9 protein-coding genes are annotated in these 13,017 nt (G+C 71.8%); 7 read left to right on the top strand and 2 right to left on the bottom strand.

Going from position 1 to position 13,017, the window contains the following annotated elements; all coding sequences use genetic code 11:
- The first annotated feature begins 14 nt into the window (after window positions 1–14).
- From BGO15_RS09530 to BGO15_RS09500, 7 genes are read left to right on the top strand one after another with little or no spacing between them, the layout of a single operon-like run.
- Window positions 15–1,058, top strand: coding sequence for a substrate-binding domain-containing protein (locus BGO15_RS09530; protein ID WP_056518754.1), 1,044 nt, complete (start codon window positions 15–17; stop codon window positions 1,056–1,058).
- 12 nt (window positions 1,059–1,070) lie between these two features.
- Window positions 1,071–2,618, top strand: a complete 1,548-nt coding sequence (locus BGO15_RS09525) for a sugar ABC transporter ATP-binding protein (RefSeq protein WP_056518752.1) — start codon at window positions 1,071–1,073, stop codon at window positions 2,616–2,618.
- The gene (locus BGO15_RS09520; RefSeq protein WP_082486259.1) at window positions 2,615–3,604 is read left to right on the top strand and encodes an ABC transporter permease; all 990 of its coding nucleotides are present in this window, start codon (window positions 2,615–2,617) and stop codon (window positions 3,602–3,604) included. Before BGO15_RS09525 ends, BGO15_RS09520 begins: the two co-directional genes overlap by 4 nt.
- Window positions 3,601–4,569, top strand: coding sequence for an ABC transporter permease (locus BGO15_RS09515; RefSeq protein ID WP_056208290.1), 969 nt, complete (start codon window positions 3,601–3,603; stop codon window positions 4,567–4,569). The genes BGO15_RS09520 and BGO15_RS09515 overlap by 4 nt, the downstream gene beginning before the upstream one ends.
- A gap of 28 nt (window positions 4,570–4,597) precedes the next feature.
- The gene (locus tag BGO15_RS09510; RefSeq protein ID WP_056208294.1) at window positions 4,598–5,566 is read left to right on the top strand and encodes a cyclase family protein; all 969 of its coding nucleotides are present in this window, start codon (window positions 4,598–4,600) and stop codon (window positions 5,564–5,566) included.
- Window positions 5,563–6,750 (top strand): amidase, encoded by a 1,188-nt coding sequence (locus BGO15_RS09505; RefSeq protein ID WP_056208296.1) that lies wholly within the window; start codon window positions 5,563–5,565, stop codon window positions 6,748–6,750. Before BGO15_RS09510 ends, BGO15_RS09505 begins: the two co-directional genes overlap by 4 nt.
- Window positions 6,747–7,535, top strand: a complete 789-nt coding sequence (locus BGO15_RS09500; RefSeq protein WP_162237838.1) for an SDR family NAD(P)-dependent oxidoreductase — start codon at window positions 6,747–6,749, stop codon at window positions 7,533–7,535. The genes BGO15_RS09505 and BGO15_RS09500 overlap by 4 nt, the downstream gene beginning before the upstream one ends.
- 57 nt (window positions 7,536–7,592) lie before the next feature.
- Here the strand turns inward: BGO15_RS09500 and BGO15_RS09495 are convergent, their stop codons facing one another.
- Both BGO15_RS09495 and BGO15_RS09490 read right to left on the bottom strand, forming a co-directional pair.
- Entirely contained in the window at window positions 7,593–8,372 is a 780-nt protein-coding gene (locus BGO15_RS09495) for a DNA-formamidopyrimidine glycosylase family protein (protein ID WP_056208302.1), read from the bottom strand.
- A complete protein-coding gene (locus BGO15_RS09490; protein ID WP_056518749.1) occupies window positions 8,365–12,999 on the bottom strand; it encodes an ATP-dependent helicase in 4,635 nt (1,544 codons plus the stop codon). The genes BGO15_RS09495 and BGO15_RS09490 overlap by 8 nt, the downstream gene beginning before the upstream one ends.
- Between the last annotated feature and the right edge of the window lie 18 nt (window positions 13,000–13,017).

Raw genomic sequence — 13,017 nt, 5'->3', positions numbered from 1 at the left:
CGAAGGAATCCCCCATGAAGAAGCTCCGACTTGCAGCCGTCGCGGCTGTCGCGGCCGGTGCCCTCGCCCTCTCCGCATGTGCGGGCACCGCATCCGGCTCGTCGACCTCCGGCGGCGAGAAGATCGTCGTCGGCCTGAGCAACTCGAACGTCGACTCGGTCTGGCGTCCGCAGATGCTCAAGGACTTCGAGGCCGAGGCCACCACCCTCAAGCAGGAAGGCGTCATCTCGGACTACATCATCCAGAACGCCGACGGCACGGCCGCGACCCAGGCCCAGCAGATCCAGACGATGGTCAACCAGGGCGCGAACCTCATCCTCATCGACGCCGCCTCGGCGGACGCGCTCAACGGAGTGGTGGATGCCGCCATCGCCCGCGGCGTGACCGTGGTCAGCTTCGACAACCCGATCACCAGCACCAAGTCCGTGAACATGTACCAGGACGAGCAGCTCATCTCGGCCGGCACGGCCGAGAAGCTCGCCGAGTTCATCGGCGGCAAGGGCACCGTCGTGATGATGAACGGCACCGCCGGCGCCCCGCTCTCGGACGCCCGCGAGAAGCTCGCCTCCGACGTCTTCGCGAAGTACCCCGGCATCACGGTCATCAAGGAGTACGCCGACTGGAACGGCGCCACCGCCAAGCAGAAGATGGCCACCGTCCTTGCCAACAACAAGGACATCGCCGCCGTCTGGACGCAGGGCAGCATGGCGCCGAGCATCGCGAGCGCCTTCGACGACGAGGGGTTGCAGCTGCCTCCGATCGTCGGTGACGGCCTCGGTGGGTTCCTCGAGACGTGGGCCAAGCTTCGCGATGAGCGCGGCTACCAGACCGTCGGCATCGTCGTGTCGCCCGCCATCGTGCTCGACGCGCTCTGGGCCGGCGTGAAGCTCCGCCAGGGCTGGGAGATGAAGGACCGTGAGCCGGTGCTGAGCCACGAGCTCATCACCAACGAGAACCTCGACACCTATCTGAAGCTCAACACCCCGGCCGGCTCCCACGTGGATGTCCCGATCGTCGCCGAGCAGGACCTGTACACGAACTACATGGTCCAGAAGTAAGGAACCACACCGATGTCTGCCTCGTTGCACGAGGGAGCGGCGCCCGCGGAGACCAGCCGGTCTCCGCGGGCCACCGCCCCCGGCGGGTTCGCCGTCTCCGGACTCACCAAGACCTACGGGCCGGTCCGCGCCCTCTCCGACGTGTCGCTCGCCTTCGCCCCCGGCGAAGTGCACGCGGTCCTCGGGCAGAACGGCTCCGGCAAGAGCACGCTCGTCAAGCTGCTGTCGGGCACGGTCTCGCCCACGGAGGGCGCCGTCCTCGCCGGTGAGCGCACCGTCGCTCCCGGCAGCACCTCCGCCTCCGCGCGAGCAGGCATCATCACCGTCTTCCAGGAGCTGTCGGTGCTGCCGGCACTCACCGTGGCCGAGAACATCATGCTCGGCCACTATCCCCGTACGATCCTCGGCACGATCAGCGAGCGCCGGCTCAACGCCCGCGCCGCCGAGATCCTCGATCGCTACCGCATCGACCTGCCGCTCGGGGCCCCCTGCCGCACCCTGAGCCTCGCCCAGCTGCAGCTCGTCGAGATCGCGCGGGCGCTCGGCAACGACCCGCGGCTTCTCATCCTCGACGAAGCCACCTCGTCGCTCGACCAGCCCGACGCCGAGAACCTGCTGCGCATCAGTCGCGAGCTGGCGGCGGACGGGGCATCCGTGCTCTTCGTCTCGCACCGCATGGATGAGGTCTTCGCCGTCGCCGACACCGTCAGCGTTATCACCGACGGCGCGCTCGTCTGGACCGGCGGCACCGCGGACACCACGCGCGAGCGCCTGCTCGCCCAGCTCGCCGGGAAGGCGCTCGAGCCGCTCGAGCGCATCGCCCGCACCCCGCACGACGCGACCGGCGCCCCCGCCCTCACCGCGCACATCCCCGACCTCGGTGACGCGCGCATCGCCGTCGCACAGGGCGAGATCCTCGGGCTCGCGGGCCTGCAGGGCCACGGCCAGAAGCACGCGATGCGAGCGATCGCCGGTGCCGACTCCAGTCGAGGCGCGACGGTGGCCGTCGGTGAACGCAAGCCGATCCGTCGCCTGAACGTGACACGGATGCAGCGCCTCGGCGTCGCCTACGTGCCCGAGGACCGTGGCACCGAGGGGCTCATCCTGAAGCATTCGGTGCGCCTGAACGCGACTCTCAGCGCCCTGCGCCGCGTCTCCCGCCTCGGGTTCCTCTCGCGCCGCGCCGAGACCGCCGCTGCCGACCACGTCATCTCGCTGCTCTCGGTCAAGACCCACACCTCCGCGGTCGCGGTCGAGACCCTCTCAGGCGGAAACCAGCAGAAGGTGCTCATCGGGCGTTCGCTGCTCGTCGAGCCGCGGGTCGTACTGCTCGACGACCCCACCCGCGGCATCGACGCGGGCGCGAAGGCCGACATCTACCGTGTGCTGCGCGAACTCGCCGACTCGGGCGTCGCCGTCGTCTTCAACTCCACCGAGCTGCCCGAGCTCGTCGGCCTCTGCGACCGGGTGCTCGTGTTCCACGACGACGCGATCGTCGCCGAGCTCGTCGGCGACGAGATCACCGAACCGGCCCTCCTCAAGAACATGTTGGGAGCATGATGTCCGCCGTCACCGCCGTCCGCCGCAGCACGCGGCGCAGCATCGAGGTCAGCGACCTGCTGATCTGGGCGATCCTGCTCGTGCTCGTCGCGCTCAACGTCGCCTTCCAGCCGACCTTCCTCACCGCCGGAAACCTCGAGTTCGTGTTCGGGTCGTCGCTCGTGCTGCTGTTCGCCGCCGCGGCCGCCGGGTACCTCATGCTGATCGCCGAGATCGACCTCAGCATCGGCGCCGTGCTGACCCTCGTGAACGTGCTGATCGCGACACTCACCCCCGACAACGCGGTGCTCGCGATCGTGCTCGGCATCGTCGTCGGTCTCGTGTGCGGACTCATCACCGGCTCATTCGTGGCGTTCCTGCGGCTGCCGTCGATCATCGTCACCCTCGCCATGTCGACCATCTGGGCCGGCATCGCGCTGTTCATCATGTCCCGCCCCGGCGGCTCGGTGCCGACCGAGTTCACGGTGTGGATCTACGGTCCGGCGCCCATGTACGTCACCCTGGTGCTGCTGATCGTCACGGTCTGGCTCGCGCGCACGCCGATGGGCCGCAAGATCTACGGCCTCGGCTCGGACGAGCTCGGCGCCTACCTCTCGCGCATCTCGCTGCCCGGCACGAAGCTGTTCGTCTTCGGGCTCTCGGGGGTCATCCTCGGGCTCGGCGGCGTCGCGCTCAGCGGCATCACCTCGGTCGGCGACCCGCTCTCCGGCCAGTCCTACACGCTCAAGGCGATCACCGCCGCCGTCCTCGGCGGCATCTCGTTCGCCGGCGGGCGCGGGCTCATCCCCGGTGCGCTCGCGGGTGCCCTCGCCCTCACCCTCATCACCAATGTCACGCAGTTCGCCGGGGTGTCCTCGTTCTACCAGGGCATCGTCGACGGCTCGCTGCTGATCCTCTCGCTCGCCCTGTCGAAGGTGGTGACGGGTCGCTGGATCCCCCTCGGACGACGACCCGGCGCCGCATCCACCCCGGAGGTCACACGATGACTGCCCTGCCCGCCACCGCGCGCAAGCGCATCGCCTCGATCCCGCCCGCGGTGCTCTCCTACGTCGCGCTCGCCGTGCTCATGCTCGTGGCGCAAGCGCAGAGCGGGAGCTTTCTCACCGTCGGACACCTGGGCGTGCTGCTCGGGGTCGCCGCGGTGCTCGGCATCGCCTCGGCCGGACAGACCCTCGTCATCGTCGCCGCGGGCATCGACCTGTCGGTGGGAGCCGTCATCTCCGCCTCCGACGTGCTGACGGTGCAGTGGACCGCGGATGCGGAGTGGCCCCTGCTCGTGCTCGGGGCCATCGTGCTCATCGGTGCGGCCATCGGCTGCGTGAACGCGCTCGGTATCTCGCTGTTCGGCATCAACCCCATGGTGATGACCCTCGGCATGGCGGCGATCGTCAGCGGCTTCGTGCTCGTGATCACGAACGGCCAGTCCGGAGGACAGCCGCATCCGTCCATCTCGGCCGCCATGACCACCCGCATCGGCGGAGTCCCCGGGGCCGTGTTCGTCTGGGTCGCGGTCGCCGTCTTCATCATCGTGCTGATGCGGTTCACGACCTTCGGCCGCTCGGTGTACGCGTTCGGCTCGAACCCGCGGGCCGCCGAGCTCGCCGGCCTGCGCCGCCTGCGCACCCTGCTCGGCGTCTACGGCGTCACCGGCGCGCTCTCCGCGGTCGCCGGAATCGTGCTCGCCGGCTACACCGGCACCGGCGCGTACGGCATCGGCGACCAGTACACGCTCACCTCGGTCGCCGCCGTCGTCATCGGCGGGGCATCGATCCTCGGCGGCCGCGGCAGCTACGTCGGCACGATCGCGGGCGTGCTCGTACTCGCCGTGCTCGATGACGCACTGAGTGCCGCCGCGGTGCCCATCGCCGGGCGTCAGATCGCGCAGGGCGTCGCGATCATCCTCATCCTCCTCGTGTACGGACGCGAACGCCGCCTCCGCACCGCCAGCTGATCCCTCGCCACAGAACAGGAGCCACACCATGTGCGCAGACGCCACCGTCAACGCGGCACTCGGCGCGAAGATCGCCGCACGCGCCGCCACCTTCCGGGAGGTGAGCACCAGTCCGTTCGGAGTCGACGACGAGATCGGCATGCTCAACCTGCTCAACGACGTCGCCAGCGACGAACTGCTGCGGCGGGTGACGGGTGCCCCCGTCGACCTCTCCGTCGACTACTTCATCGGCATGCCGAGCTGGCAGGCCTTCGGCGACCCGGCATTCCAGATCTGGATGACCCACACCCCCCAGGGCAACCTGGTCGACGATGTCATCGGGGTCGGCGAGGCGCAGAACAGCCTGGTCGGCTATTCGAGCGACTCGATCTCGATGTACACGCACACGGGAACTCACGTCGACGCGCTCAACCACTTCGGGTACGGGCAGTCGATCTGGAACAACTTCAGCCAGGACAAGCACCTCGGCAGCCGCTACTGGACGAAGGGCGGAGCCGACAAGCACCCGCCGATCATCACCCGCGGCATCCTGCTCGACGTCGCCGCCCACGAGGGCACGGCGCAGCTGCCGCCGAGCTTCCTGATCACACCGGAGCTGCTCGCCGACACCGCGAAGGCGCAGGGCGTGGCGATCCAGCCCGGTGACGTCGTGTTCATCCGCACCGGCCGCATGCAGGCGTGGCCCGACTCCGACGCGTACATCGTCGACGAGCCCGGCATCGCCCGTGACGGTGCCGAGTGGATCGCGAAGCAGGGCGCCGCGATCATCGGCTCCGACAACGCCGCGATCGAGGTGCGTCCGTCGCAGGACCCGGAGAACTTCCACGACGTGCACACCTACCTCCTCGCGGAGGCGGGCGTGCCCATGCTCGAGATCGCCGACCTCGAGGGCCTCAGCGCCGCGCAGATGTACGAGTTCGCCTTCATCGGCGCGGCTCTGAAGATCCGCGGCGCGACCGGCAGCCCCATCCGTCCTCTCGCGCTGGCCCTCGCATGAGCGCCGACGTGACGAGCCTCGGCGACGCGAAGTCGTCGATCGCAGCCCACAGCGACACGAACGCGTTCATCTGGGTGGACGAGGCCGCCGACTTCGACGGTCCGATCCTCGCGGTGAAGGATCTGGTGGATGTCGCGGGCATGCCCACGACCCGCGGAACCGAGCTGCCCGTGGTGCCGACGGCGGACTCCGATGCTCCCGTGGTAGCGGCGCTCCGCGCCGCCGGCTGGGGCGTCATCGGCAAGACGAACCTGCACGAGCTCGCCCTCGGTCCCACGAGCGGCAACCCGCACTTCGGGCCCGTCGGCAACCCCGTCGATCCGGCGCGCATCGCGGGCGGCTCCTCCGGCGGGTCGGCGACGGCGGTCGGTCTCGGCATGGCCGACCTCGCCCTCGGCACCGACACGGGCGGCTCCGTGCGCATCCCGTCGGCGCTGAGCGGCACGGCGGGTCTGCGACCGACTCACGGGCGCTTCTCGCTCGACGGCGTCTGGCCCCTCGCTCCCTCGTTCGACACGATCGGCCCGATGTCGCGCGATGTCGACACGTTCGCGCGCGCGTATGTCGACGCGGGTCTGCTCGGCCCCGAGGCGATCGCCGACCCGGGGGAGTTCACCCTCATCGCCGCGCGCGACTGGGTCACGGCGACGACGGTCGACGAGACGGTCGCGGCATCCTGGGCGCGGGTCTCCGAGGGCCTGCCCTCCGCCGATCTGCCGTCTGCGGACGCGTTCATCTGGGCGGGGCTGACGATCCTGTACGCCGAGTCGGCCGCGAGCAACGCCGAGCAGCTGCTCGAGCGTCCGGAGACGATGGGCGCCGACATCCGCGAACTGATGGAGCGGGGGCTGCGCACCACCGCCGTCGACTACATCCGTGCGCAGGAGTCCCGTGAGGGGCTGCGCAAGATCATCGACGACGCACTCGACGCGGCCGGTGCCGACGCGCTGATCCTGCCGACGTGCGCGATCGTCGCACCCCTCATCGGCAGTGACCCGATCGAGTTCCGAGACGCGCTCAGCGTGTTCACGCGCCCGTTCGGGGTGACCGGGCACCCGGTCGTCGCCATCCCGGCGCCGACGTCGGGACTGCCGGTGGGAATGCAGATCGTCGGCCGCCGGGGGGCCGACGAACGCATCGTGTCGATCGCCCGCGCGCTCGAGAAGCGGTGGGCGACCGCGTGAGCGCAGCCGAGACCCTCCCGCGCGTCGCTCTGGTGACCGGCGGCGCGCGGGGGCTCGGCCGGGGCGCGGCGGATCGGCTGGCCGCCGACGGCGCCCGGGTGATCGTGCTCGACGTCGCGGAACCGGTGGATGCCGCGTGGACGGACCTCGCCGCGCTGTCGCCGGACGATCCGCTGAGCTTCGTGCGTGTTGACGTGACCGACGGCAGCGCGGTGCGACGCGCGGTCGATGCCGTCGTCGCCGTGCACGGCGGGATCGACGTGCTCGTCGTCGGTGCGGGGATCGCGATCCCCGCGACCCGACTCGTCGATGCCGCGTGGGACGACGTCGCGCGCTTGGTCGATGTGAACGTGTGGGGCGTGATGCGCACGCTGCGCGCGGTGCTCGCGGTGATGCGGGCGGGCGGGTCGGTCGTGGTGATCTCGTCGCAGACCGGCAAGCAGGCGTGGGAGGGCTGGGGGGTCTACTCGGGCTCGAAGGCGTTCTCGATCGCGCTCGTGCAGGCCCTCGCCGTCGAGCACGCCGAGGAGGGCATCCGCGTGAACGCCCTGTGCCCGGGAACGATGGAATCGGACATGATGCGCACGGCGTTCACCGCGCGGGCCGCCGAGACGGGTCGGTCGCTCGACGAGGAGATCGCCGCGTACGCGGCACGGATCCCTGCCGGTCGGATGGGCACGCCCACGGACGTCGGGGGAGCGGTCGCCTGGCTCGCCTCGCCCGACTCCTCGTTCGTGACCGGCGCGACGATCAACCTCACCGGCGGGGAGATGACCTTCTTCTGAGGTGCGGCCATCGGGGTGCGGCAGGCGGGTCCGCCGTCGCCGGGCCGGCATGCCGCGTCACAGGGCCGGCTGGCAGCGCGGGCACCAGAAGACGTTGCGCTGCGCGGTGGGGTCGGCGCCGAGCGTGGTCTCGGTGATCGTCGTCCCGCACCGCCGGCAGGGCTGGCGGGCGCGGCGGTAGACCCACGTGCGCTGCCCCGGCTTGTCGATGCCGGTGAACGTGCGACGGGCGCGGTCGCGGTTGCCCCGGATGAGGCGCGCCCCCGCCTGCGCGAGAGCGAGCGTGTCCACCGCGCTCGCCGGGGTGTGCGGGTCGATGCCCCGCAGGAACAGCAGCTCGTTGACGTATTCGTTGCCGAGACCGGCGAGGTTGCGCTGATCGAGCAGGGCGACGTGGGCCGGCCGCTCGTCGGCGCTGAGGCGTCGGGCGGCCTCCACGGCGTCCCAGTCGGGTCCGAGCGTGTCGGGGCCGAGGTAGCCGACGAGCTCGTCCTCGTGGTCCGTGGGCACGACGTCGACCATGGCGAGGTCGAACCCGACCGCGAGGGCGCGGGCGGTGCCGACGATCGCCCGGGCCTTGAAGGCCGGTGCGCGCCACGCCTCACCGGGACGGTAGAGGTGCCACTGGCCCTCCATCTTGAGGTGCGAGTGCACCGACATGTCGCCGATGCGCTGCAGCAGGTGCTTTCCGCGGGGGATCACGCCGTGCACGGTCTCGCCGGTGAGATCGGCGGTCGCGACCTGCGGCACGCGCAGCTCGAACCGGGTGACGACGTCGCCCGCGAGCGCCTCGTGCAGCCGGCGCGCAGTCTGGAAGACGGTGTCGCCCTCAGGCACGTGCGCCCTCGAGCTGGCGCCGCAGCGTGAGCCCGCGCGTCGCCTCGACGAATCCCGCCTCCCGCAGCGCGCGACCGGCGGGCGTGCCGAACACGAACACGCCGTTGACCTGTTCGACGGTCAGAGTGTCGAGGCGCCCGCCGCGCGCCGTCGCGACGAGGGCACGGGATGCCGCGGCGAGCACAGCCTCGTCGTCGGTGAACGCGAGCGCGGTCTTGCCGCCGCGCTCGAGGTAGAGCGCCAGTGCACCGTCGACGAGCACGACGACCGCGCCCGCCTTGCGGCCGGGGCGGTGCGTGATGCCGTCGAGCCCGGGCCAGGCGAGGGCGGCGCCGTAGGGGTTGGCGGGGTCGGTGGCCGCGAGAGCGACCGCCTCGAGCGGCGGCGGATCGGCGAGCGCGGCGTACTCGCGCAGCCGGTCGATCGTCGACGAGGCGGCGAACTGTGCCGCGCCGAGCTTCTCGATCACGTAGCCGCGGCGGCAGTGCCCCGCCTCCTCGAACCCGGCGAGCACGCGGTAGGCCTGCGCGAAGCCACCGGGAAGTCCCTCGTTCTGCACCGAGCCTCGGGTGACGACGCCGTACCTGTCGAGCAGCAGCGAGGCGGCCGCGGTGGCGCGGACGGTCGGGTCGGTCTCGGGCTCCGGCAGCAGCGACCAGCGTCCGCCGATCGCCGCGGGGCGCGGCGGCGCCGCCGGCCGGGCGATCGGCGTGCCGCGGTACATCCGTGCCCGCGGGGCGCGCCGCGCGACGCGGTGGGCCTGCGAGCCGCCGGCGAGCAGCGCCCGCACCGGCGCGAACGTGTCGTTGGTGATGCGTCCGGTCCAGGCGAGCGCCCACAGTGCCTCGATGACCGACTGCTCGTTCTCGGCGCCCGTCACCTGCCGCAGCTGTGCCGCGAAGTACGCTCCGCCGCCCGCGAGCGCCTCGAGCACAGCCCGCTCGAGCTCGCCGGGTGTCGCGTCGTCGTCGGGTGCGGCGAGGGTGACGGATGCCGCATCCGCCGGATGCAGCGCGATCCAGCCGTCTCTGCCGGGCAGGGTGCCGTGCCCGGACCACAGCACCTCTCCCGACGCGGTGAGCTCGTCGAGAAGCGCCGGTGTGTAGTCGCGCACGCGCGACGGGAGGATGAGCGACTCCCAGGCGCTCGCCGGGATCGGCACCCCCGCGAGCTGCTCGACGACCTGCAGCACGCCGTCGACGCCCTCGAGGGGACGTGTGACGTGCTGCCAGACCGGCAGGAAGCGTGCGAACGCCTCGGGCGGCACCGGTTCGACGCTGCCCCGGATCGCGGCGAGCGAGCGCATCCGCAGTCGACGCAGCACCTCGCTGTCGCACCACTCCAGGTCGTCGGTCGACCCGGATGCCTCGGGCAGGAAGTATCCGCTCGTGACCCGTCCGACGGCGTCGAGGCGCTGCAGGGCGTGGCGGGCGACGGCGGCGCCGAGGCCCAGCCGCTCGGCGACCGCGGCGACGGTGAACGGACCGTGCGTGCGTGCGTGGCGGGCGACGAGGTCGGCGAGTGGGTCGGTGACCGGTTCGAGGAACGCCGTCGGGATGCCCACCGGCAGCGCCGCGCCGAGCGCGTCGCGCAGGCGCCCGGCGTCTTCGATCGCGGCGAAGCGGGGGTGTCCGGCGATGGTCACCGCGATCGCGCGGCGCGCGTCGACGAGGTCGTGCGCGAGCGCGCTGGCGCGGGCCGGGGTGGCCGCGGCATCCTCGTCGTCATCGGCCTGCAGACGCAGGGCGATCTCGTCGGCATCGAGGGGGCCGAGCAGGCGCAGCAGGTCGGCGACCCCCTCGCGCCCGCGCACCCGCCGCCCGGGGTCGAGGCGCTGGGCCTCCCGCTCGAACTGCGCGATCACGTCGGGGTCGAGCAGCTCCCGCAGCTCGACCTTGCCGAGCAGCTCGCTCAGCAGCGCCGGGTCGACCGAGAGCGCGGCGGCGCGGCGCTCCGCCAGCGGCGAGTCGCCCTCGTACATGAACGCGCCGACGTAGCCGAAGAGCAGGTCGCGGGCGAAGGGCGACGGCTGCGTCGTGGTGGTCTCGACGAGTCGGATGCGCCGGTCGGCGATGCTGCGGGCGATGCGGGTGAGGGCGGGCAGGTCGTAGACGTCCTGCAGCACCTCGCGGAGGGTCTCGAGGATGATCGGGAACGTCGGATGCCGGCGGGCCACCTCGAGCAGCTGCGCCGAGCGCTGCCGCTGCTGCCACAGGGGGCTCCGCCGGTTCGGGTTGGTACGCGGCATCAGCAGCGCGCGCGCGGCGCATTCGCGGAAGCGAGAGGCGAAGAGAGCCGACCCGCCGACCTCGTCGGTGACGATCTGCTCCAGCTCGTCGGCGTCGAAGACGAACAGCTCGGCGCCGGGTGGCTCGCTCGTCGCGTCGGGGATGCGCGCGATGATGCCGTCGTCGCTCGCGACCGCCGAGCCCTCGACGCCGAGGCGCTCCCGGATGCGCGCGTTGACCGCGAGCGCCCACGGCGCGTGCACCTGCATGCCGTAGGGGGAGTGCAGGATGATGCGCCAGTCGCCGACCTCGTCGTGACCGCGCTCGACGGTGAGCTGCCGGTCGGTGGGCACCGAGCCGGTAGCCTCCTTCTGCTCGTCGAGGTAGGCCAGCAGGTTGTCGATCGCGTTCTCGTCGAGCCCCGCCTCGACGAGGCGGGGCACGGCCTTCTCGCGACCCGCGGCCGACACCTCGCGCGAGAAGCGGCCGAGGGCCTCGCCGAGCTCGGCGGGGCGCCCGATGCCGTCGCCGTGCCAGAACGGCACCTTGCCGGGCTGCCCGAACGCGGGCACGACGTTCACGCGGTCATGGGTGATCTCGACGATGCGCCAGCTGGTGGTGCCGAGGGTGAAGACGTCGTTCACCCTCGACTCGTAGACCATCTCCTCGTCGAGCTCGCCCACTCGCGCGTTCTGCGTCTCGCCGGCGACGAACACGCCGAACAGGCCGCGGTCGGGGATCGTGCCGCCGCTCGTCACGGCGATGCGCTGCGCGCCCGGTCGCCCCGTGAGGGTGCCGGCGTCGCGGTCCCACACGACGCGGGGTCGCAGCTCCGCGAACTCGTCTGACGGATAGCGCCCGGCGAGCAGGTCGAGGGTGGCCTCGTAGGCCGAGCGTGGGAGCGACCGGAACGGGGCGCTGCGCCGCACGGTCTCGAACCAGGCCTCGACGTCGATCGCCCCGCGGGCGGCGGCGGCCACCGTCTGCTGGGCGAGGATGTCGAGCGGGTTCTGCGGGATGCGCACCTCTTCGATCTGTCCGTGCAGCATGCGCTCGGTGACGACCGCCGTGTGCAGCACGTCGCCGCGGTGCTTCGGGAAGAGGGCGGCCGTCGACACCTCGCCGACCTGGTGGCCGGCGCGGCCCACGCGCTGCAGACCCGACGCCGCCGACGGCGGCGCCTCGACCTGGATCACGAGGTCGACCGCGCCCATGTCGATGCCGAGCTCGAGGCTCGAGGTCGCGACCACGCATCGCAGCGCGCCCGACTTCAGCTCGTCTTCGACCTGCGCGCGCTGCTCCTTCGAGACCGAGCCGTGGTGCGCTTTCGCGAGCACGGGGTCGGCCCCGGCGGTCGCGCCGGCCTGCGCCATCACGGCGGCCGGCGGCGCCGAGGCGGTCGGCAGGTCGAGCCCCAGGCGCTCCGCGTAGACCTCGTTCAGCCGCCCGGTGAGTCGTTCGGCGAGGCGTCGCGAGTTGGCGAAGACGATCGTCGACCGGCGCTCGAGCACCCGGTCGACGATCGCCTCCTCGACGTGCGGCCACACCGATCCGGTGATCTCGGTGTTCGACGTGCCCTCGGCGAACCAGTCGTCGGATGCCGCCTCCTCACGCCCGCCCGCAGCGGGCGGTTCACCCGGGGGCGGTGGGGGATGCAGCATGTCGTCGACGGGCACGACGACGGACAGGTCGAAGGTCTTCGAGGCGCGGGGCGCGACGATGTCGACCGGTGCGGCACCGCCGAGGAAGCCGGCGACCGCGTCGATCGGGCGCACCGTGGCCGACAGGCCGATGCGCTGGGCGGGACGGTCGAGCAGGTCGTCGAGCCGTTCCAGGCTCACGGCCAGGTGCGCCCCGCGCTTCGTGGCCGCGACCGCGTGCACCTCGTCGACGATGACCGTGTGCACCCCTCGCAGGGTGTCGCCCGCCTGCGACGTGAGCATCAGGTAGAGCGACTCGGGGGTCGTGATGAGGATGTCGGGCGGCGCCTGCACGAGTCTGCGCCGGTCGCCCGAGGTCGTGTCGCCCGACCGCACGCCCACGGTCACCGCGGGCACATCGAGCCCGAGGCGTCGTGCCGACTGGCCGATGCCGACGAGCGGTGAGCGCAGGTTGCGTTCGACGTCGACGCCGAGTGCCTTCAGGGGTGAGATGTAGAGGATGCGGGTGGAGGGGGCATCCGTCGCCGGAGCAGTCGCCGACTTCTCGCGGAAGACCCGATCGATCGCCCAGAGGAACGCCGACAGCGTCTTGCCCGAGCCGGTCGGCGCGACCACCAGTGCGTTCCGGCCTCCCGAGATCGCCTCCCACGCGCCCACCTGGGCGGTGGTGGGGGCCGCGAAGGCGCCACGGAACCAGTCCTGCGTGGCAGGCGAGAACCGATCGAGCACCTCGCTCATCCCTCTATCTTCCCGCCG

It is taken from the genome of Microbacterium sp. 71-23, from assembly GCF_001897265.1.
Lineage (GTDB): Bacteria > Actinomycetota > Actinomycetes > Actinomycetales > Microbacteriaceae > Microbacterium > Microbacterium ginsengisoli.
The sequence above is the reverse complement of the archived record's forward strand: the minus strand, read 5'-3'. Positions and strand labels throughout refer to the sequence as shown.

What these genes read in the sequence shown, in the direction of transcription:
- BGO15_RS09530 (WP_056518754.1), top strand. Translation starts at nt 15, where the DNA reads ATGAAGAAGCTCCGACTTGCAGCCGTCGCGGCTGTCGCGGCCGGTGCC.
- BGO15_RS09525 (WP_056518752.1), top strand. Translation starts at nt 1,071, where the DNA reads ATGTCTGCCTCGTTGCACGAGGGAGCGGCGCCCGCGGAGACCAGCCGG.
- BGO15_RS09520 (WP_082486259.1), top strand. Translation starts at nt 2,615, where the DNA reads ATGATGTCCGCCGTCACCGCCGTCCGCCGCAGCACGCGGCGCAGCATC.
- BGO15_RS09515 (WP_056208290.1), top strand. Translation starts at nt 3,601, where the DNA reads ATGACTGCCCTGCCCGCCACCGCGCGCAAGCGCATCGCCTCGATCCCG.
- BGO15_RS09510 (WP_056208294.1), top strand. Translation starts at nt 4,598, where the DNA reads ATGTGCGCAGACGCCACCGTCAACGCGGCACTCGGCGCGAAGATCGCC.
- BGO15_RS09505 (WP_056208296.1), top strand. Translation starts at nt 5,563, where the DNA reads ATGAGCGCCGACGTGACGAGCCTCGGCGACGCGAAGTCGTCGATCGCA.
- BGO15_RS09490 (WP_056518749.1), bottom strand. Translation starts at nt 12,999, where the DNA reads ATGAGCGAGGTGCTCGATCGGTTCTCGCCTGCCACGCAGGACTGGTTC.